The sequence below is a fragment of the Nostoc sp. JL34 genome (genome assembly GCF_017114945.1).
GTDB lineage: Bacteria > Cyanobacteriota > Cyanobacteriia > Cyanobacteriales > Nostocaceae > Nostoc.
This window is the reverse complement of the sequence record NZ_JABXKQ010000134.1, coordinates 34,595-55,186: the sequence shown is the minus strand read 5'-3', so window position 1 is coordinate 55,186 and position 20,592 is coordinate 34,595. Positions and strand designations below refer to the sequence as shown.

Annotated in this window: 16 protein-coding genes; 6 read left to right on the top strand and 10 right to left on the bottom strand. The window is 40.3% G+C overall.

Going from position 1 to position 20,592, the window contains the following annotated elements:
- Positions 1 to 36 precede the first annotated feature (36 nt).
- The gene (locus tag HWQ44_RS24105) at positions 37 to 3,243 is read right to left on the bottom strand and encodes a glycoside hydrolase family 15 protein (RefSeq protein WP_292724037.1); all 3,207 of its coding nucleotides are present in this window, start codon (positions 3,241 to 3,243) and stop codon (positions 37 to 39) included.
- Between the two features lie 237 nt (positions 3,244 to 3,480).
- Positions 3,481 to 3,672, bottom strand: a complete 192-nt coding sequence (locus HWQ44_RS24100) for a hypothetical protein (RefSeq protein WP_292724035.1) — start codon at positions 3,670 to 3,672, stop codon at positions 3,481 to 3,483.
- A 455-nt stretch (positions 3,673 to 4,127) separates the two neighbouring features.
- Between HWQ44_RS24100 and mgtE the strand changes: the two genes are divergently transcribed.
- The 5 genes from mgtE to HWQ44_RS24075 all read left to right on the top strand — a co-directional run bounded on the left by mgtE (position 4,128) and on the right by HWQ44_RS24075 (position 9,132).
- Positions 4,128 to 5,480, top strand: a complete 1,353-nt coding sequence (mgtE, locus tag HWQ44_RS24095) for a magnesium transporter (protein ID WP_292724032.1) — start codon at positions 4,128 to 4,130, stop codon at positions 5,478 to 5,480.
- Positions 5,481 to 5,673: 193 nt separating this feature from the next.
- Positions 5,674 to 6,753, top strand: a complete 1,080-nt coding sequence (locus tag HWQ44_RS24090) for an aspartate carbamoyltransferase catalytic subunit (RefSeq protein WP_292724030.1) — start codon at positions 5,674 to 5,676, stop codon at positions 6,751 to 6,753.
- Positions 6,754 to 6,773: 20 nt separating this feature from the next.
- On the top strand, positions 6,774 to 6,944 hold the full coding sequence (locus HWQ44_RS24085; protein WP_292724027.1) for a hypothetical protein: 171 nt from the start codon (positions 6,774 to 6,776) through the stop codon (positions 6,942 to 6,944).
- A gap of 276 nt (positions 6,945 to 7,220) precedes the next feature.
- Complete coding sequence (locus tag HWQ44_RS24080) at positions 7,221 to 8,072, top strand: hypothetical protein (RefSeq protein WP_292724025.1); 852 nt, start codon at positions 7,221 to 7,223, stop codon at positions 8,070 to 8,072.
- Positions 8,073 to 8,139: 67 nt separating this feature from the next.
- Positions 8,140 to 9,132 carry a pentapeptide repeat-containing protein gene (locus HWQ44_RS24075; RefSeq protein WP_292724023.1) on the top strand — a complete coding sequence of 331 codons (993 nt, stop codon included), beginning with the start codon at positions 8,140 to 8,142 and terminating at the stop codon, positions 9,130 to 9,132.
- A 60-nt stretch (positions 9,133 to 9,192) separates the two neighbouring features.
- On the opposite strand, the gene HWQ44_RS24070 is transcribed toward HWQ44_RS24075, so the two are convergent.
- The 8 genes from HWQ44_RS24070 to HWQ44_RS24035 form a co-directional block, all read right to left on the bottom strand.
- Positions 9,193 to 10,533 carry a TldD/PmbA family protein gene (locus tag HWQ44_RS24070; protein WP_292724021.1) on the bottom strand — a complete coding sequence of 447 codons (1,341 nt, stop codon included), beginning with the start codon at positions 10,531 to 10,533 and terminating at the stop codon, positions 9,193 to 9,195.
- 143 nt (positions 10,534 to 10,676) lie between these two features.
- Entirely contained in the window at positions 10,677 to 12,149 is a 1,473-nt protein-coding gene (locus HWQ44_RS24065; RefSeq protein WP_292724018.1) for a TldD/PmbA family protein, read from the bottom strand.
- Positions 12,150 to 12,844: 695 nt separating this feature from the next.
- The gene (locus tag HWQ44_RS24060) at positions 12,845 to 13,669 is read right to left on the bottom strand and encodes a glycosyltransferase family 2 protein (RefSeq protein ID WP_292724016.1); all 825 of its coding nucleotides are present in this window, start codon (positions 13,667 to 13,669) and stop codon (positions 12,845 to 12,847) included.
- Positions 13,670 to 13,714: 45 nt separating this feature from the next.
- Positions 13,715 to 15,019 carry an NAD(P)/FAD-dependent oxidoreductase gene (locus HWQ44_RS24055; RefSeq protein ID WP_292724014.1) on the bottom strand — a complete coding sequence of 435 codons (1,305 nt, stop codon included), beginning with the start codon at positions 15,017 to 15,019 and terminating at the stop codon, positions 13,715 to 13,717.
- A gap of 91 nt (positions 15,020 to 15,110) precedes the next feature.
- On the bottom strand, positions 15,111 to 15,467 hold the full coding sequence (locus tag HWQ44_RS24050; protein ID WP_292724012.1) for an EamA family transporter: 357 nt from the start codon (positions 15,465 to 15,467) through the stop codon (positions 15,111 to 15,113).
- 34 nt (positions 15,468 to 15,501) lie between these two features.
- Positions 15,502 to 15,885: an EamA family transporter gene (locus tag HWQ44_RS24045; RefSeq protein WP_292724009.1), complete on the bottom strand. Its 384-nt coding sequence runs from the start codon at positions 15,883 to 15,885 to the stop codon at positions 15,502 to 15,504.
- Between the two features lie 274 nt (positions 15,886 to 16,159).
- Positions 16,160 to 16,282 (bottom strand): hypothetical protein, encoded by a 123-nt coding sequence (locus HWQ44_RS24040; protein ID WP_292724007.1) that lies wholly within the window; start codon positions 16,280 to 16,282, stop codon positions 16,160 to 16,162.
- A gap of 1,372 nt (positions 16,283 to 17,654) precedes the next feature.
- Positions 17,655 to 17,873, bottom strand: coding sequence for a hypothetical protein (locus tag HWQ44_RS24035; protein ID WP_292724004.1), 219 nt, complete (start codon positions 17,871 to 17,873; stop codon positions 17,655 to 17,657).
- Positions 17,874 to 18,423: 550 nt separating this feature from the next.
- Here HWQ44_RS24035 and HWQ44_RS24030 point away from each other — a divergent pair.
- A complete protein-coding gene (locus HWQ44_RS24030) occupies positions 18,424 to 20,583 on the top strand; it encodes a Tex family protein (protein WP_292724002.1) in 2,160 nt (719 codons plus the stop codon).
- The last annotated feature ends 9 nt before the right edge of the window (positions 20,584 to 20,592 follow it).

The window sequence follows — 20,592 nt, the reverse complement described above, 5'->3', positions numbered from 1 at the left end:
GGAGAACCCCCGCAATGCGCTGCCTCCCCTCTGCGTTTAAAAATCTTTCACAAATTCCGTCAAGAACCTAAACGCCTTCAAAATATAACTAGCGCAATCTCTAGGTGAGGTGTTGTAAAACGATCGCCACGCACTCGCCTTATCTTCATCATAGCGATCGCTGCGTTGACTATGATTCTCTAACCACGCCAATCGCACTGCATGGCCAATTAACACATCCAACACGATATATTCTTCGATTTGCAGCTTTGGATTATTGGCGGCGATCGCAGCTAATTCGATCAATGCTTCAATATTAACTTGGCGGTATTCTGGAGCTTCGATTTTATTCAGTAAATGCTCAACTAACAGAGCAAAATTTCTTTCTCCAGCTGTCATTTCCGACAGCATTATCTCGCTATCTAAACGATTGCGCCGCTCTAGTTTATCGCCAATTACTAGACCCTTGCAATGTTGCATTAATAGCCAAACTTGCTTAAAAAACTCTTTTGGTACGCGCCCCGTCGCCCCCTCGGCTTGGCGAAACCGTCGCCAACCGCCTGGCGGAACTTCTATTCCTTCGGCGATTCCTGGTAACACCACCCAAGCAATATCACTTTCTTTTTGTTTGACGTGCAGTGATTCTTGCTGGCGCAACAGGTTACTCATGCCAGTATATCCAGTTAATACCTGACGTAAGCGCATTTTCACTTCAAAGGGTGAAAGTTGCATTAAGTAATCATAAGCTTCATCTTGAGTTACGTGTAATTCCCGCGCTAATTCGCTGGTTATCAATAAGATGAGATAGCCGACTCTCAGCGTTAGTAGTCCCTGAAAAAGTTCGGGTTCTGAGCGAATTAAGATGCCAAGATAGATTAAAATCTCTTGCGTGAGGACGCGATCGCGGATATCCTCACGACAGAAATGATTAATTTTATCGGCAATTTCATCATGGGACATGGGTACGGTAATCAAGGACGCTTCACTGTAAGCTTTACCCACAGCAATTTGCTTACCTCGCACCAAAATACTTGTTACTGCATCTGATAGGCTGATATCAACCATTTGACGTAACCCCGCAGCCCGCCGTACCACTGCCCAAATACCTAAATCTCCAGCTTTGGTGTAAACTTCATCTAGTAAATCGCCTACGGTGACGCGATATCCTGGGCCACCGTACCCTGTATCAAATTCCATTCCCTGCAAGCGAGTTAAAGTTTGCAATAACTCAATTTGCTCGTAGATATTCTCTGATGAGCGCAAATGAGAAAGTAATAATCCAAAGTTGGTTTCACACTCCATTTGAAATTCTTGGGTATGTCCTAAGCGCCAGTTTTTCTCAGGGTGATACGCTAAATAATAGCAACGTGGACTAGCATTTTTCACAGGCGATCGCGAGAATTCTGCATTGGGGAGAAAATCAATTCTTTGGATTCCGGCTGTTAGCATTAGCTGATTTAGCCGCCCTAATTTCACCCGCACGCCGTTACAAACACCATCTTTGAGTTCTTGCATCAGTTCTAGTAATGCTTCAGAACCACTTTCTAACATGGTGTGCGTTAACATTAAAGTCAGAGTAGGACGTCCTAAGTCGCTCCAATATTTTTGAATGTAAGCTAGTTCGCTTCTAATTTGATCTAGTAGAAAATGGTAATCAAGGGTTAAATAAAACTGTTGAGAGTCGGAAAATGAAGGCAAAAATACAATTGTTTCACCACGAATCCGAAAGATTCTAGATGTTGTTAAACTCCGCAGCCGCCGCACTGGCCGCCCAGTTAACCCAAGTTTGTCGTTAAGTCCAATTTGGGTATAAATAGCTGAAAATTCTCCAGCTTTTCTCACCTGAATTGGTTCTACTTGGGTAGGCGTTTGTGCTTCAATTCCGTGAACTTCTAGTTTTGTCTGTAAGTCTTCATCTTCTGCTAATAAGGCAATTTGTACCAATGCTTCGCGCTGTTTTCCTACACACAAATGTCTTCCCAAAGGGTCGATATCACCAACCGCCAGTAAACCTTCACTCAACATTTGGCTAAGGAAATATAAACTCTGCGCCCACACCAAAGGAATATTTTCATTGGGTAAACGTGGTTGCGTTTGAGGTGCTGACTTTTCTGCCTCTATATTTTCTGCTGGGACATAATAAAGTTCAGGCAATAAACGCAAACCATCTTGTTCTATGAGTAATGATTCTAAAAGCTCTTGGTATTTTTTAACTTGTTCTTGTTCGCCGCGAAATAATCCATCTAGAACTAGATAAGTGAAAAATAACGGCCATTCACATTCAATATGCTCAAATTGCTTGAGTTCCCACGGTTCGTAGTGTAAACGTTGATGATCTTCTAAAACGGTTTGGTGTCCATCACGCAGAAAGCGTTTACAGCCGTACTTACCTGCAAGTTTATTAATAATATCGTTTAAAGTGCGATCGCGTAACTCCAAATCTTCCACTGCAAAGGCAGGATAACTAATAATACTTAACAGCGCCGCATCAATTTCTTTAGAACCAGATTCTCTCGGTAATAGTGATTCTAAGGTAATCCGAGCGCGGGCGATTTCATCTGGTAGCACATGAATTACTGATGCTTGACTACCACGCACACCAAACAAATCCAGTCCGTTGATAGCTTCTAAAGCAGCTTTTGCCATGCCTACAGAACTGGCATTTAACTCAGCACTACCACGATTAATTTTATTCCCACGTTCCCAAATGCCGTAATCTGGTGTGCGGTAAGCTCGTCCAATGTAGTAAACTAAGTTTTGGACGAAATTTACTTCATCAATAGTATAAATTATTTGCAATCCCGCAGCCGTCATTTGCCCCAAAATCAGCAAAAATATAGATGTGGCATCAAGTTGCAAATGTCCCCATTCGTCATCACCAACAACAATATCGCCAGTCGCGGTATTGTATTTGGCGTGCAGTCCATCTAGTAGCGACTGAGTATGTTTAAATGTTTCTACTTTATGAGCCTGTCGCATCATCGCAAATAGCAACCCGCGCATCAGTTTAATGACACTGTGTTCGAGTTCATAAGTGCGTCCCTCATCGTCGTCAATCTTGCGGTATGCAAGTCCTAAACCCCAAACAGCCAAAATGCTGTAAACGTTGTCTCGCACCCAGGCATCAGTATAATCGCCGTGGGCTGTAATCGCTGTACTCGCCGGTAGTAAACCAGTAATCGGATTTTGCCGAGTCAGGATGATCGTTTTGATTTGCTGGTAGTAATAGTCCAAGCGAGCCAGCAATTTGGTAGATGTTTTCATGATTTGGTTCAGAACTACTTGCAAAATTCGACCCTGTGACTGTGCAGTGAATTACCTAAACCACGCCAGAACATGTTCTGTAATAGTTGATGGGACAACAGCTGAGGGTGATGTGAGTTTATTATTATCTCGTGTTAATAGGTTTCTGGGTACTTAATTTTAGCGATCGCAAACTAAAATATAATATTTGTGCAAATATTCATTACTACGGATGAGAGTTTATACGTTAGAAACTGTCTATATATCAGTTTCTTCTTGAAAGCTATTATCTCTAATTTTCACGCTAAATAAGTTAAGTGAACGTCTGGCAAATACCGAGTTATTGCTGATGTGGGTGCGACGCATTATACCCGCTTTCTTGCACACGCGCCAACCAATGGCTACCAACAGTAGATTACATCTGAAGCGATCGCTAAAGCTCAAACACATTATCGCAACAATGAAGTAAAACCTGCCAACCCATTTTTGATTCTTTGTCGTCTAGGTAACTATGCATGAAGTTGCTTGATACCAAATAATACTGATGATGTTGTAAATATTTTAACTTTATGAAGTTTGCGAGTAAATTCGTTGATTGTCTTGACATAACTTCTAGCAGTAGTAAAATCTACCTTAAGTTACACGAAAATTCCCTGAAACTCAGGGAATTGAAGTTAGTCGTTAGTCATAAATATTATAAGTACTCAATACTGATATCTCAGTATCTACCGGAGAGTGCTATTCCGGGTTAGGATGATGAACAGCGATGCCTTAATCCTTAATTTAGATATCGATATTGAATTGTTGAAATTTTATGGGCAATAGTCCACCAGATGGCAGTATCAACCTCCTCTGAGCTGGCGAGGAAGTCTCCCAGCGCGGGGGAGACTTAGGAGATATATCTCATGCTCACACAAGATATTCGTGATTTGCTAACTGATACTACCGATTTAAACCAATTGAAATGGGATTTAAATCGCTTGCAACCTGTGGATGTGGGAGACTACATTACACAATTGCCTGAAAAACAACGGGCGATCGCATTCCGTTTACTCAACAAAGCTCAGGCAATTGATGTATTTGAATATCTGCCCACAGAAGTGCAGGAAGAACTAATTAATTCTCTGCATGATGTCCAGGTAGTGCAACTTGTAGAAGCCATGAGTCCCGACGAACGGGCAGAATTGTTTGATGAACTACCAGCTGGGGTAATCAAACGGCTATTACAAGAACTGAGTCAAGAAGAAAGGCAAGCAACAGCAACGATTCTCGGCTATCCAGAAGGCACGGCTGGGCGGGTAATGACAACCGAATATGTCCGGTTGCGTCAAGGATTGACTGTCGGTGAAGCCTTGAGCAAGATCCGCCGTCAGGATGAAGACAAGGAGACTATTTACTATGCCTACGTCACAGACGACAACCGGACGCTGGTAAGAGTAGTTTCACTGCGCCAATTGCTGTTTACCTTTCCCGATGTTTTCATCAAAGATATCGCTAGCGATCGCGTCATTAAGGTGACAACTGAAACCCCTCAAGAAGAAGTGGCGCGAATCATGCAGCGCTACGACTTAATCGCTATCCCCGTAGTTGATCGGGAAGACCGATTGGTTGGCATTGTCACCATTGATGATGTTATGGATATTTTGGAAGAGGAAGCCACAGAAGATATCCAAAAACTGGGGGGGGTGAGTGGTGATGAAGCAGCTTTATCCTCTCCCTTACTTACCATCCGTAACCGCTTGCCTTGGCTGTTGGGGATCATGGCACTATATATTGGTGCTGCCAGTGCGATCGCGCCTTTTCAATCTGTAATTGCCGCAGTCCCAGTTCTAGCAGTAATCATGCCGATTTTTTCTAACACTGGTGGTACTGTCGGTATTCAATCCTTAACAGTAACAATTCGGGGCTTGGGAGTGGGAGAGGTAACACCCAAAGATACCTTGAAAATTCTCCGCAAGGAACTTCTAGCTGGTTTAGGTACAGCCCTAGCTTTAGCCACGACTATGATACTGCTTTCTTTAATTTGGGCGCGACCCCAAGAACGATGGGTGGCTTTAATTGCCGGCATGGTAATGGCAACTAATACAATTGTGGCTGTTACACTTGGTACTTTACTGCCAATGGGTTTGAAACGCTTGAAACTTGACCCTGCTTTGGTTAGTGGCCCATTAGTGACTACAATGCTAGATACAATTGGGTTTTTAACTTTCCTCAGCCTAATTTCTTTAGCTTTAAACGTTTTCCATTTACCGACATGAAGGGATTGGGGATTGGGGATTGGGCAGAAGAGGCAGAGGAGCGGAGGGGCAGAGGAGCAGAGGGGAAAGAACTGCTACTTCTCTTCGGTTACAGAGCATAGCCGTTGGCGCAGCCTCTCGTAGAGAAGTGCTGCTCCCCTGCTCCCCCGCTCCCCTGCTCCCCTGCTCCCCTTATCCCCACTCCCCAAATTCTATGCCTACTACCACCTGGAATCGTCATCACATTCTTTCCCTGGCTGACTTTACTACCGCTGAATACGATACAGTTTTGCAAACTGCTGCCAGTTTTCAAGAGGTGCTATCACGGCGGACAAAGAAAGTGCCGACCTTGCAGGGACAGGTGGTGGCGAATTTATTTTTTGAATCGTCTACCCGCACTCGCAGTAGTTTTGAACTCGCAGCCAAACGCTTAAGTGCAGATACGCTTAACTTCGCCGCCGCCACCTCTTCTATGACTAAAGGAGAAACAATTCTCGACACGGCGAAAACCTATTTAGCTATGGGAACTGATATCATGGTAGTCCGCCATCGAGAGGCAGGAGTACCAAATGCGATCGCGGCTGAAATGGATCGTCTAGGTGTAAAAGTTAGTGTCCTCAATGCTGGTGATGGTCAACATGAACATCCTTCCCAAGCACTGCTAGATTTATTTACTATTTGTACTTTAATTGACCCAGATCACCCCCGACTAGAACTTTTAAAGGGGAAAAAGATTGCCATTGTTGGGGATATTCTCCATTCTCGTGTGGCGCGATCGAATATCTGGAGTTTAATTGCCAGTGGTGCCGAAGTGCATCTCGCAGCACCACCCACCCTCTTACCCAAGTTATTTGCTGAGTATATCTTGGAGGAGGCAGGGGACAGAGGGCAGGGAGCAGAAGGAGACAAATTACTTCTCGCATCTCCCATCTCGCATTTCCCGTCTCCCTCATCCCACTCCCCAAATCAAAAACTATTTCTCCACTGGCAATTAGAACCAGCTTTGCAAAATGCTGATTTTGTCATGACTTTGCGCCTGCAAAAAGAACGGATGACGGCTCATTTGCTACCAAGTTTGCGAGAATATCATCAGCTATTTGGTATTACACGTGCAAAGCTGCAACTTTGTAAACCTAACGTTAAAGTTTTGCATCCAGGCCCAGTCAACCGTGGTGTTGAAATTAGTTCTGATTTGATGGATGATCCGGAATTTAGTCTTATTCAATCGCAAGTTACCAGCGGTGTCGCCGTTCGTATGGCGCTGTTGTATTTGATAGGAAGCGGTAAGGTTTAAGGAATTTAACATTCAGTGGAGTGTGTCACGAGTCCGAACCGTTGAGAAACGAAACCCAACATCATCAACCCTTCGTTGGGTTTCGCTACCGCTTAACCCAACCTACCATTCTTATCCAAGAAGTATTGAATCCCAATCAGCAACTCCAACCTTGGGCAAAGTGGTTCGATATGACTACACAAGCTAGATAAAAAGGGTATAACATAAGACCAGCCCTTTCAAAGTGAGAGAGAAATTCTAGAAAAATAATTTCTCTCTAAAGCTCTATTATCCGTGTTTTCTGTCTTATAAAGCCTAACTGGAGGTTTCCTGCTCTCAGACTTTCCACTGTGTTTTTTGGTGAAATAAATAACTTATAAACTAGTTAAGACACAGAGAGTGATTAGAGAAAGAGATTTTACGAGTCACCTTGAAAAGGCTAGTTCTATCATCTGTTACTACTTGATACCTGTGCCGGAGATTTGCCGATGAAAACTATATCTAGCCTCAATGCAGTAACTAAAAATTTAGAACAGCATGAAAACTCAAAACAGATTAAAAAATTAATCTACTCAGCTTGTAAGAGTATTTGGGAGAATGATGAAAATACGCTAGATAGGTTTAAATTACAAGAATTAATTCAAGAATTATGCAGATTGAATCCAAGTATCAATAATTTAAATTATCGTTTATCTAAAGTTGTAAAAACCCTTAATAAACAAGCTGAATACACCCTAATCGCTAGTGTCATTTCTCATGAAATGCAGAAGCTATATATAACGCCGGATGAATCAACAGGAATATTATTAAATCAACCTCATCAAGAGGAAAAAATATTTTATCATCCTGGACAAATATCATCAAATTCTATAGATAAATCTCCAAACAACCAAATCAAACATCAATATAATCAGTTTGATTTGCGCCAAAATATTATGAAGTATACTAATCCACTTAGGGCTAAAATCGTTCTATTTTCTGCACTTTACAAAAAATTTACTTTCAATGAAGAAGACTCGTTGAAACTGAAGTCTGAAAAACTTGATGATTTATTGCTGAGATTATTTGATACTTGTCCAACTCTCCAAGAGCTTGAATCTAAACTAAATAGTGCTGTGATATCTCTAGGAAAGCCGGATGAAAATATTCAAGCAGCTAGTGCAATCATCCAATCTATGCGAGGCTTCTATGGCAATATATTATCCAGTGCCAACGGATATCAACCCTTTAACAGCGATTCTTCTCCAGAAATGAGAACACTAGTTAATCCTAATTATAAAATGGGACTCAAAGATGACAATAATACCTGTCAATTTATTGTACCCCCTATCAAAGAATAATGGCAATTTTTAACTATCTTTAACTGGCAAAATTGGGAAATGTTATGGTGATTGATATAGGAAAAATATGGATGCTAATGAACTTTTGAAGCGATATGAAAATGGAGAAACAAAATTTATTGAGGCAAACTTAAATGGGGTAAATTTGTTTGGTGCAGACTTGATCAGTATAGCCTTGAATAAGGCAGATTTGCGTAATGCCATCCTAACTTTTAGCTATCTAAATCGGGGAATCCTAAATAAGGCAAATCTAGTTTGTACAAACCTAAGTGGCGCGAACCTAAATCAAGCAAGTTTAATCAGTGCCAACTTGCATGATGCTAATTTACATGGTGCAACTTTGCAGGGTGCTGATTTGCGTAACGCCAATTTAACTTTGGCGTATATGCTGGATACTAACTTGATGAATGCCGATTTGCGTGGTGCAAATTTGAGTGGTGCAAATCTAACTGGTGCGTGCCTACGTGGTGCTAACCTGCGAGAAGAGAAGAGAATGTACTCTGCTAGTCTACGGGGTGCTAACCTCCATAAGGCTGACCTGCGGGGCGCTGATTTAACTGGTGTAGACTTGTCTAAAGCTGATTTGAGTGGTGCTAACTTAAGTGAGGCAACGCTACGTTATGCCGATTTGAGTGATGCTAACCTGAGTGAAGCGATTTTGTATAATGCCTCTCTGGCAGATACTAACATCGGAGGTGCAAATTTGAAAGGTGCTAACCTGATGAACGCTAGATTGGAACGGTCAAATCTCATTGATTCCGAACTGACAGGTGTTAACTTGTATGGTGCAATTATGGCAGATGCTAAACTGACTAGATGTCAGATGATTGGAGTAAACCTGAGTTTTGCAAGGCTAAATAGAGTTGATTTAAGTAGGGCTAACCTGCGTGGGGCTAACCTCACTGAAGCAGACTTAGTTGATGCCTATCTTGCTAGAACAAACTTGACTGGTGCTAATTTAAGTAAGGCAAATCTAATCAGAGCGGAAATGAGTAGTACAAATCTGACGGGTGCAGATTTGCGTGGTGCGGTCATGCCTGATGGAACAATTAACGACTAAAAATCTATATGGGCAATACCCACTATTTTATCATGGTAGGTACTGCCCAAATACTAACTTCTACTCACCGGTAATTGACAGTTCGTTAACCCAGATTTTTGGGCAAACTCCCCCTGGCGTTAACTCTGGCTCTTTTTCTACATAAATAATTGACTTCAAGAGTTCCAAGAAATCGCCAGCAACAGTTGCTGATTCAATACTTGTCTTAACACCCTTGTTAACTAGCCAACCATCAAACGGCAAAGAAAAAGAACCTTGCAAGGCTTTAACTCCAGCATGGAGAGCTTGTAAATCATCGATAAGAATCACATTTTCAGCCGTTTCTAAGCTCAACTCCTGCTCAGGAGTTGCTGTTGAAAAAACGTGATAAAAGTTGGGACTGACACTGACTTTTGCGCCAATACTGGCATTACCAGTTGGCTGGGTATTTAACCTTTTAGCAGTGCCTGCACTATGGAGAAATCCTGTTAAAACGCCATTTTCAATCAGTGAAATCTGACGAGTAGGAGTTCCTTCGCCATCAAAACTTTCTGCACCTACGTTAGCTGAGTGAAGTGCATCATCATAAACTGAAAGTAAAGGAGAAGCAATTTGCTTACCTAAATCATCAGGAGTAGATAGGCTTTGATTGTCCAAAATACTTTGGGCATTGAACAAATTAGAAAAACCACCCAACAGACTTAAGAAAGCTTCTGCTGAGAAAACAACTCGATATTTACCAGTTTTGATTTTTTCATAATTCAAGTGGCTGATAGTTTTATCGGCTGTTTCTTTGATGCAACCATTAATATCTAGATTATCTAAACTCTGGTTGATTCTAAAAGCACCTGCACTGCGTGGTTTTTTCCCATCTTCCTCAGTTTTGCTGTAAAGATAAACTGATGCCAAAGAGTGAGATTCAGTTCTTACTGCGCCGTCGCTATTGAGATAGAATCTGTCAATATCTCTTTGCGATAAACCGTTATAAGGTACACCTTTAATTGCTGGATGAGCGGCCAGTAATTCTTTTTCGGCTACCAACAATTTTTCTATGAGTTCAGCAACAGGTGCTTGGGGTGTCTTATCCTGAGGTTTATTTGGAATAGGAACAGTAGCCTCTGGACTAAAATCAGGAACATTTTCCTTAACACCAAAAAAACTAGCTTCATAGGCAGTTTTCAAAGCTAGTTCTAGTCCCTTGGGGTCTACATCTGTAGTGCTGGTGACACCCATTGTATTATCTTCATTCCAAACACGAACAGTAACACCAGAGCGATTTGAAGCTTTGACTTGTTTTGGCTCACCTTGGTCTACTTGCACGCTAGTGTCATCTACTGTTGAGCCATAAATGTCGAATTTCTTAATGCCAAGCTTATCAGCATTGTCCTTGGCGGAATTTGCAATCTCATTTATATTCGGCATAGTCAATTTTGGATTTGGGATTTTTTCGCTCCCTGCTTCAGCCTGGGAGTGTAATAATGAAGGGCTTCTGCTGCTTCCTAGATAAAATAAGTGGCAGAGTCAGGAAGAAGTCGTTTCCAGGTAGAACCTGGAAGTTGAGAAGGTTATCGTCCACCGACGGTAATAGAATCAACCTTGATGTGGGGTTGTCCTACTGTGGTGTAAATACTGCCACTGACGGAACCACAAAAACCTGGTGCAATTTCCAAATCTTGGGAACACATGGAAATTTTATTCATAATTTCCTTGGCTTCACCGATGAGAATTGCTCCCTTTAGCGGTTTAGTAATTTTGCCATTTTCAATCAAATAAGCTTCATCAACACTAAAGTTAAATTGACCTGTAGCACCAACGCTACCACCACCCATCTTTTTACAGTAAATACCTTTATCAACAGAGGCAAATAACTCATCATTGCTATATTCGCCAGAATCAATATAAGTATTACGCATCCGGCTAGCAGCGGCATAAGTATAATTTTGGCGGCGGCCACTTCCAGTTCTGGGGTGTCCGGTGCGTGAGGAACCTGTTCTATCTGCTAGGAAGTTTTTCAGAACGCCTTTTTCAATTAAGAGGGTTCTTTGAGCAGGCATACCTTCGTCATCCATGTCAATTGTCCCGAAGGCATTTTCAGAACGTCCTTCATCCCAGGCTGTCAAACTTTCATGGGCAATTTTTTCGCCTTTTTTGTCAGCAAAGGGAGTGGTATTGCGTTCAATTTGAGTGGTTTCTAGCAAGTGTCCACAAGCTTCGTGGAAGATGACGCCGCCAAAGTGATTGGCCATAATGATGGGATAAGTACCCGATTCTACATAATCTGCGTAGAGCATTTTTCCAGCAGATTCTGCTATTTTCTCAGCGGCTTGTTGAGAATCCCAAGTTCTCAAGAAGTTGGCATCGCTAGTGTTACCCGCGCGATCGCCAATTGAGCTACGATTAGCACCATCAGCACACAATAGGTTAAATCCTACTGACTGGGTGAGGCGAATATCACGGGCAAAAGTACCGTCACTAGCGGCGATTAAAACTTCTTGCCAATCTCGGAAATAGGTAGCACGACGTGATTGGACGTGGCTAGCTTTTTGTTTTAGGTGAGCAGTACCATCAAGGAGGACTTCTCCCATTTCTCGGATGGAGCTACACACTGGTAGCCAGGCATCTTTACCTCTTTTCGTGGCGTAATCTCTCAGTAATTCTAGGTTTATTTCTGGGATGAAAGCTTTCGGAGTGGGTAGTTGTAATCCCAAGATAGAAAGACCTTTTTCTAAGGCTGCTTTCAAACCGGAAAAAGAAAGGTCATTGGTGCTAACATAGCAGTCAGCTTTGCCGCGAAATACTCTGACTCCCGCACCTGTAGACAGACTGGGTGAAATACTAGTGATAGAGTCATCTTCTGCAAGACAACTAATATAGTTACGACGCTCTAAAAATAATTCGATGAAGTCAGCGCCGGCGGCGCGTCCTAATCCCAGGAGAGTAGCCAGGGGGGCTTCCCAGGTTTCATCGAAACGCTCTGGTGTGGAGGAATATTGGAGGGTAGGAAGTTGATTTGAGAGAAGTAGCGTACTTGTAAGCATGGGTAGCCTCGTCTGCTGGCGTAATTCAGAGATTTGACTGAAAAATCTTGGTGTGTTTAGTCTAACAAATGAGTTAAAGCCACAGTCAGCAGAAAGGCGGTGTGGATTTCCCTCCTCTTTAGCAACACCTTGGCAAATTCGTCTTCAGACTAGAAGTTTGGGACTATATAAAAAAGCCCGCAAAGGCGGGCTGAGATTTTGAAAGTTCGCACCCTTGAGAATGTAGGTGTAAAGTAAGGTGTATTTATATATACAGCAGTTTTCAAGTAGATGAGGTACAAAATACAGGACTCAAAATCAAACACAAAGAGTTTCTACTTCCTTCCTCCTGCCTCAAAACCCATAGCTTTGTACTTCATGTAAAAGAAAACTGCTGTATGTATTTAACTGGCACTCTTCTCAACAAAGGCAGTCATGAGCTAGGAGTGGCATAAGAAAAACTCCAACTATGGCCAGAATACAGAAGCTTTTTGATGACTAACTCATATTAAATATACAATCCAATACTGCTCGGTTAAGAATATTCGTAGGTTGGGTTGAGGCAATGCGTTACCCTAAATTTTGCGGGGTTTGTTGGGTTTTGTTCCTAAACTCAACCCACACATTTTTATTTTTTAGACAAAACCTACGCAGTATTGATATACAATCTTGTTTGCCGCAAACCCTTAATTTAATCCAGACTATCATTCTCAAGTTTATTTACGATTTGCCATTTTCAGCGGAATTCTTGTTGTTTCTTGCTCATTGAAAGTCTGACCTAAATTAGAAGTTGGCGCTGTCGATGTTAAATTCTTAAACAATAGCTTTAGGGTTCGAGTAATAGTTTTAAGAATTTTCATTTTGCTGGCACTGGGCTTTTGATCATATCTCAAAACCATTGGAATTTCTGCGATTTTTGGTTTGAGTACTTTGGCTTTCAGCAGTAAATCTATCATGCAAGCAAATCCACTTTCAGTAAATAAACTGTCCCCATAATACATATCCAGTTTACTGACGAAAGTACGGTTATACAGCCGATAACCACAAGTATAGTCTTTTACACCTGGAACACGGGCAGCAATTCTAAAAAGCCAGCTGGCTCCGTAACTCATTAGCTCTCTAAATTTTGATAAGCCGATGACTTTAGAGCCTTTTCGATATCTAGATGCGATCGCAATATCATAGCTCCCAGCTATCATAGTGTCATACATCTTTACTAAAAGTTCTGGTGGTTGAGTGTTATCACAATCCATCGCAGCTAAAAAATCACCTTCTTGAGAAATTTCTAAGAAAGTCGTAAAACCTGTTTTAATTGCTTGACCTAAACCAGCATTTTTGGGATGTTGGACTAATTTCAGTAATATCCCCAGTGATTGAGATTCTTCTAAAGCAGTCTGAGCAGTTGCATCACTACTACCATCATCAACAAGAATCAGTTTTATCTCCATATTAGAGATTTGCTGCAATGTCTGAAATCTTTTGAACAAAGGGCGAATTGATTCTTGCTCATTGTATGCGGGTAAAAGAACAAAAAGACTCATAAAGACCTCGTGTGATTTTTAAAATAAAATATCATTACTCAAATTTCAATAATTCAGTAATGTTGAGTTTTTAAGAAATTCATCGACCTGTCGCACAACTGCGTTGTTGTTGACGCTATCATTGACCAACTGTGAGGTATTGACGACGAAAAAATCATCGTTTTCTGTACTCACTCTTGGAACAAGACTTGAATAATTTAAAACTTGTAGTGGCTGTACTTTAATAGCTCGATTAATGTGTGCTGCCACAATGTCATCTGTTTTGAGTTCAGGGAACATCAAACGTATACCCTGGAAAAATACTTGCCGCAATTCATCATCTGGCTGTTTTAATAACGGGTCAGTGGAAAGTATATATTTTGGTAGGAATGTCATGTGATATCCTGCTGTCTCTTGTAAAGAAACTAAGTTACTCATACCGATGACTCCGGTAAAAGGAATATTTCTATCAGCAATATTTACTACGTAATAAGGAACTAGAGCCTTGCGAGTAATAAGTACCATACAAATTACACCCAGGTATTCTACTGTTTCACCAGTGTCTGAAACTTTCACCAGTTCCTTAGCAGCAACCTGTTGCAGAATATTAACTGGCCCAGTAAAAATGACTTTATCAAAATGCTCTTTTTTACCCTGATATTCTACCCACATTCCACCCCCTGAATGAGGTGCGATATATTCTACCGCAACACCTGTGTGGATATGACCTCCAGCCGCGTAAATTAATTTTTCTATATGGTCAAAAACAGTTTTGTAACCTCCTGAGACATAACCAAGTTGCTCTTTATTTAATGAAGAATCACGCGCTGAAAATAGTCGTTTGATATAAGCCCAGATAAAAACTGCCGATATTCGCTTATAATTCTCTCCTAATTTGGATAGAAGCAATGGCTTCCAGAGCTTTTCGTATGTATTTTTACCACCAAGTTTTAATAGCCAATCTTCAACTAAAATCTTCTCTAATCGTCGCCAGTCATTAAGGCGTGAACCATACAGGAGAGTAAAAGCTAATCTAATTTTACCTATAAGTCCAAATAGAGGAAAGCGCAGAAACTCTATAGTGTTACTAATAGAATAAAGCTTTTTATTATCATAAAATCCTGTTAAACTTCGATGCCAACGCAGTTTATCTCCAAGACCAATATCTCTTAGAAAGTTTATTAAATGAGTATCAGAAGGTAGGATAACGTGATAAAAGCGATCCCAGGTAAATAACCCGTAATCATGATAGGTGGTAAGTCCACCAAGTTGCTTGTTGCTATCGAATACAGTGACTGTATGTCCTTGATGTGAAAGACGTTGGGCTAATACTAACCCAGTTATACCCCCGCCAACAATGCCTATATTCATAAATTTAGATTTTTGTAGGGATGTTTTTGAGATTTGTCTTCAGAGGCTTTTATTTTAATATTAATAACCTGGTTTATTACCTATACAGCTATTAGTTTACAACAAGAACTACACCAGTTATGATAATAGAAATTCCTAACCACTGGGTAAATGCAACCTGCTCTTTTAGAAAATAGTGGGAAGCAATGGGTATAAGTGCATACATTAATCCTAGAACTGGAAATGCTTGACTCAAAGGAATTGTCCGCAATACATAAAGCCACAATAGAGTCATAAATGTATAGCAAATAAACCAGATAAAAAAGTAACGAGAAAGTAACAGATTTAGGATAGATGCGCTTTCTCCCTTAGTAGAGCTAGAAATGTAAAGTCCATATTTTAGTGACAAGTTAGCTGTTGTTCCCAAGAAAACTACAACCATTAAAAGTAGCCAATTAGTGATGTTCATTTGTCAATACTTTGTTGTGGATTTTACTATAAACTTATATAGATTTTTTGGGTGGAATAGCTACTAAAAGAACACCCATAAAAATAGTGATGACTCCTGCTATTCGAGTTAGTGTAATTACCTCATTAAAAAAGTAGTATGAGCCAAAAAGTATCCCAACATAATTTAAACTAGTCAGTGGATAAGCAATACTCAATTTGACGGATCGCAAGGCCAATATCCAATTTGCTATTCCTAAACAATAAACACTAACAGCTAATGCTAATTGTTGAAGAAATTCCCAAGTAAATAATCCTTCATTTGTATTACTCATGGTATGCTTCATCAGCAATTGACCAGAAATACTAAATAAAATACTGACAAACAAGATGATATAAGGAGTTATTTGAAGACGGGAAATTTGCGATATTGATTTCATAGTATATTGACCTCAATCGAGATAGTAGGTATGAACCGGACAGTAAACAGTCTATTGTTTTTAACGTTTCGGATTTCGGTCACACCTTCTCTGCAATTCGACCTCCACTTCAGTAAATAGACAACAAAATTAGGAAGGCTATGTTGAAGGGACTGATATCAAAATGACCGTTGAAGCCCATGTCCTATAGTTAGCAACTAAATACTATGAAACTTCCAGGTTGTTTGATCGTGGTAGAATTCGACATTATCGGAGTAGAGTACGCTAAATTGGTTTACTGGGTATACTCCCAGGCAAACAAACCAGTTTTTTGCTTGGTAATTGGCACAATCAATTTAGCGATTGTCCAACTGTGAATTACAGATATCTTCTGCACCACCCAGTTTTGCTTCAACACTACTTTTAGTGCGATCGCAATTTTTAGGTTACAAAGTATACAGATGTAGTGAAGTTGAGAGTTTTGCCAAGAACCTAGCTGGATTGATCAATGTTCTCTATTTGTTTGTTCTAGGAAAGTTTGTTAATTTACTGATGTACCATAGAACTTCTCCAGGCTCACAGACATATTTATAACTTTGGCTGGGAACTTAGCCGATTAATAAAATTTTTACTCAAATCGATTGTATATATGCTCTTTTTGGACATGGGAACAAAATGAGTAACAAAAGTCTACTTTGCTGCGTAAATCATAGATTAGATGAATCCGTCTACAGTAATATGCTTTACAGCTTTCTAGAGGATTTTACTGAATGTATTAAGTAGAGTTTTTGACGACGCTAACAGCTAATGGAGACTAGAATCGGCTGCTCAACTCGGAGTTGACATTGATAGCATCGGATTTGGGATGTTTTTAAGCAGTTTAGTATTAGGCTTACTTGATTGTTCTTCGTAATTCTAACTAGGATTTTCCCTCCAAATTTATTGTTACATATAATCACCTACTAGAATACCACGAGAAAAGCATGTTGCAAATTTATCGTCATACTTCATCAAAAATTCATTTACCGAAAATATACTTAAACAAAAACTTCATAAAATCGAATCTTTCTTTCTATATAAATTTTTATTTTGAGGATTTGTACATTTATCAGGCACTTTTCAGGTACTAAATTTGCAGAATTAGCAACTTAACATTAAAAATTTATTTACAGTAAAGATACCTAAACAAAAACTTCATAAAATCGAACCTTTCTTTGATATATAAACTTTTATTTTGAGGATTTGTACATTTATGAAGCACTTTCTGAGTACTAAACTGGCAGAAGTCGGGACTTAGTATCAGACTCCATAAGTGCAAAGCTCAGGATTTCCGAAAGCAGAATTTAAACTTGAACAACAGTGTAAGCTTTGAATATTGTAGTGCGAAGATACACTACATTACAATAAAAATTATAGAGGAATGTCGAGAGTCTGAATCGTTTTCTATCCACAAGAATCTCAAAATTCAGATATCTCAGGCAGAAATGATTTAAGATTAATTACCGCACTAAATGAGTTAGAATCCCCTATTTTTGATTTGAATATTAAATAAAATTTGATATTCTATTGATTACAAGTATAGTTTTAAAACTTGGGGTGGTTTTACTGATCAAAATTTCAACACCACTTAAACTAAGCATAGCTTTCATCGGCTCAGGGGAAGATAAAGCTACTTTTATTAATAATAAGAATCATTCTATTTAAAAACCTAGTCTTAAAGTAGTTAAGACCATAGCCACACAAATGATTTTCTGGTGGTTGAGATTATTCAATTTCTCTAGGTTGTTTTTCTATAGTTTTGACTCATTTTTCTGTAAAAGTCTGTTGGTAATGATGAAGACAATGATTAAAAATCCAAACTGAATCTGCCAGGGTGCTAATACTAAACTTAGAATCAAGCTAATAGCTGCAAATACACCTGCAAGATATGCAATTTCATCAGTACTCTTTTTAAATAAGTAGCCAGTAGCTAAAGCAGTACACAGTGGTATCAAGAAAAACAAAGGCATTTTACTAACCTCTGAACTAAAAGTTGTTGTGCTTATAAAACGAAATTGTTTCGGGAATTTCGATTAATTTTACATCCAATCAGGTTTTAGCCACAACAGTCTATGGAAATAAATATTAGAGATAATCAAGATTACGTAACGGCGGATTTTATATCAATTGGAATAATTATTGCGACAGATGAAGCGCCCAAAAGCTTATCGAATAACTCCTTCTTCTGTAGTTGATGGTGCGCCAAGCTTACTTTAAGAGTAGGTTACAAGATGCTACGCGAAGCTTGCTTGGTATGTAAGCATACACAATGCCTTTCGACGACACTCATTGTATAGTCCCGACTCAGTATAGCTGCGCTATGCTATACAAACTCATACTCATTTACGCGGATTGGAAGGGTTTAAAACTTGCGTAAGTGGGTTTTGTCTATTTCGCCAATTACACTCTTGTAAGTAATCATCTGGTAAATTAGCTTAAAACTTTGGCCTTGCGCCAGGATAAGGATTTAGCATATTACCTTTAGAAGTAGGATTTTCATTTTTTCATTTTAGACACCTAATGCTGAACATTCCTCAACTACTGGCAACTGAAATAAACCTCAAACCCCATCAGGTGCAAAACGCGCTGGAACTTTTGGCGGAGGGTGCAACAATTCCCTTTATTGCACGTTACCGTAAAGAGCGCACCGATGAGATGAATGAAGTGCAACTACGTGAACTGGCTGATCGATATACTTATTTAACAGAACTAGAAGAACGGAAATCGGTAATTCTAAGTGCGATCGCTCAACAAGGTAAACTTACAGATGAACTCAAAGCCAAAATCTCATCCTGCTTACAAAAAACCGAACTTGAGGATTTATATTTACCCTATCGACCAAAACGACGCACCCGCGCCACTATCGCCAGAGAAAAAGGACTTGAACCACTGGCTGAGTTCATCAAATCTTTAAATGTCAAAAATGCTGCAACAGCTTCCCTGGAGGAAGCAACGGCTAAGTATATTTCGGAAACGCAGGGAGTAAAAACAGCAGAAGAAGCGCTGAAAGGTGCTGCTGATATTTTGGCAGAAGAAGTAGCTGAAAAAGCTGAGTTACGTGCGTATATCCGCGATTATCTTTTAGAAGAAGGGGTATTTGTCTCCCGCATCAAAGATGATTATCCTGAAGGTACAACCAAATTTGAGATGTACCGTAACTATCAAATTAGGGTAAAAAATATTGCACCCCACAATATGCTGGCGTTGTGTCGGGGTGAAACCGAAAAAATATTAAGCTTTGAAATTGCTTTCGATGAGGATACGGTACTTTACTATCTTGAGTCGAAAGAAATTAAAACCAAAGTACGGACAATTCGAGATTTTTATCAGGCGATGCTGAAGGATGCATTCAACCGTTTGATGAAAGTCTCTCTTATGGGAGAGGTGATTTCTGAGAAAAAAGTTTATGCAGACATAGAATCAATCAAGACATTTGAAACTAATCTGCGGGAGTTGCTGCTATCTGCACCAGCAGGGATGAAACCAACCCTAGCGATAGACCCTGGTTTTAGAACTGGATGTAAAGTTGCAGTCCTCGACCAAACTGGACAATTTTTGGAATATCAGGCGGTATTTCCCCACCAAGCGGCTGAACAACGACTCAAAGCAGCACAAACTGTCAAAAATCTGATTGAAAAGTACAAAATTGAGTTAATCGCTATTGGTAACGGTACAGCGTCCCGCGAGACAGAGGAGTTTGTCACACAAATATTGCAAACTATAGAACGCAAACCAGTTAAGGTGATGGTGAATGAGTCTGGCGCATCTATATATTCTGCGAGTACTGTAGCGCTGGAAGAGTTTCCTGATTTAGATATTACCGTGCGCGGCGCTATTAGCATCGGCCGCCGTTTGCAAGACCCCTTGGCAGAACTGGTGAAAATCGACCCCAAATCCATTGGTGTGGGACAATATCAGCACGATGTCGATCAGAAGTTGTTGAAAAAGAAATTGGATGACACTGTAGAAAGTTGCGTCAACTACGTCGGCGTAGACTTAAACACCGCCTCCAAAGAACTTCTGACATCCGTCTCTGGGATTACGGCAACAGTTGCCAATAATATTGTCGCCCATCGCAACCAGAATGGAGCCTTTAAAAATCGCCGACAACTGTTGAAAGTTGCTAAATTGGGGCCGAAAGCCTTTGAACAAGCAGCGGGTTTTCTGCGGATTCGCGGCGGTGATAACCCATTAGATAATACAGCAGTGCATCCAGAGAGTTATTCTGTAGTAGAAGCGATCGCATCTGATCTAAATGTGTCATTAAATCAGGTAACACAAATTGCCGAAAAACTCAAAAAGACCAACCTGAAAAAATACGTTACCGATAGCGTCGGCGAACCCACACTGCGCGACATTCTCAGCGAACTGGAAAAACCAGGTAGAGATCCTCGGGCTGAGTTTAAGTATGCCACCTTCAGAGAAGGAATTAAGGAAATCAGGGACTTAAATGTAGGAATGGAACTAGAGGGAATTGTGACGAACGTCGCCAATTTCGGTGCTTTTGTCGATATCGGCGTACATCAAGATGGCTTGGTGCATATATCCCAACTTGCTGATAGATTTGTAGACGATCCCAACAAAATTGTCAAAGTTGGACAAGTAGTCAAAGTCCAGGTGTTAGAAATCAACGAGAAACTCAAACGGATTAGTTTGTCGATGAAAGCAGTTAAACAATAATTATAAACA

Bases quoted from the DNA above. Each gene is read 5' to 3' on its own strand.
- HWQ44_RS24070 (WP_292724021.1), bottom strand. From the start codon at position 10,533: ATGCCGAATATAAATGAGATTGCAAATTCCGCCAAGGACAATGCTGAT.
- HWQ44_RS24075 (WP_292724023.1), top strand. From the start codon at position 8,140: ATGGATGCTAATGAACTTTTGAAGCGATATGAAAATGGAGAAACAAAA.
- mgtE (WP_292724032.1), top strand. From the start codon at position 4,128: ATGCTCACACAAGATATTCGTGATTTGCTAACTGATACTACCGATTTA.
- HWQ44_RS24035 (WP_292724004.1), bottom strand. From the start codon at position 17,873: ATGCCTTTGTTTTTCTTGATACCACTGTGTACTGCTTTAGCTACTGGC.
- HWQ44_RS24060 (WP_292724016.1), bottom strand. From the start codon at position 13,669: ATGAGTCTTTTTGTTCTTTTACCCGCATACAATGAGCAAGAATCAATT.
- HWQ44_RS24100 (WP_292724035.1), bottom strand. From the start codon at position 3,672: ATGTGTTTGAGCTTTAGCGATCGCTTCAGATGTAATCTACTGTTGGTA.
- HWQ44_RS24105 (WP_292724037.1), bottom strand. From the start codon at position 3,243: ATGAAAACATCTACCAAATTGCTGGCTCGCTTGGACTATTACTACCAG.
- HWQ44_RS24045 (WP_292724009.1), bottom strand. From the start codon at position 15,885: ATGAAATCAATATCGCAAATTTCCCGTCTTCAAATAACTCCTTATATC.
- HWQ44_RS24030 (WP_292724002.1), top strand. From the start codon at position 18,424: ATGCTGAACATTCCTCAACTACTGGCAACTGAAATAAACCTCAAACCC.
- HWQ44_RS24055 (WP_292724014.1), bottom strand. From the start codon at position 15,019: ATGAATATAGGCATTGTTGGCGGGGGTATAACTGGGTTAGTATTAGCC.
- HWQ44_RS24050 (WP_292724012.1), bottom strand. From the start codon at position 15,467: ATGAACATCACTAATTGGCTACTTTTAATGGTTGTAGTTTTCTTGGGA.
- HWQ44_RS24090 (WP_292724030.1), top strand. From the start codon at position 5,674: ATGCCTACTACCACCTGGAATCGTCATCACATTCTTTCCCTGGCTGAC.
- HWQ44_RS24065 (WP_292724018.1), bottom strand. From the start codon at position 12,149: ATGCTTACAAGTACGCTACTTCTCTCAAATCAACTTCCTACCCTCCAA.
- HWQ44_RS24080 (WP_292724025.1), top strand. From the start codon at position 7,221: ATGAAAACTATATCTAGCCTCAATGCAGTAACTAAAAATTTAGAACAG.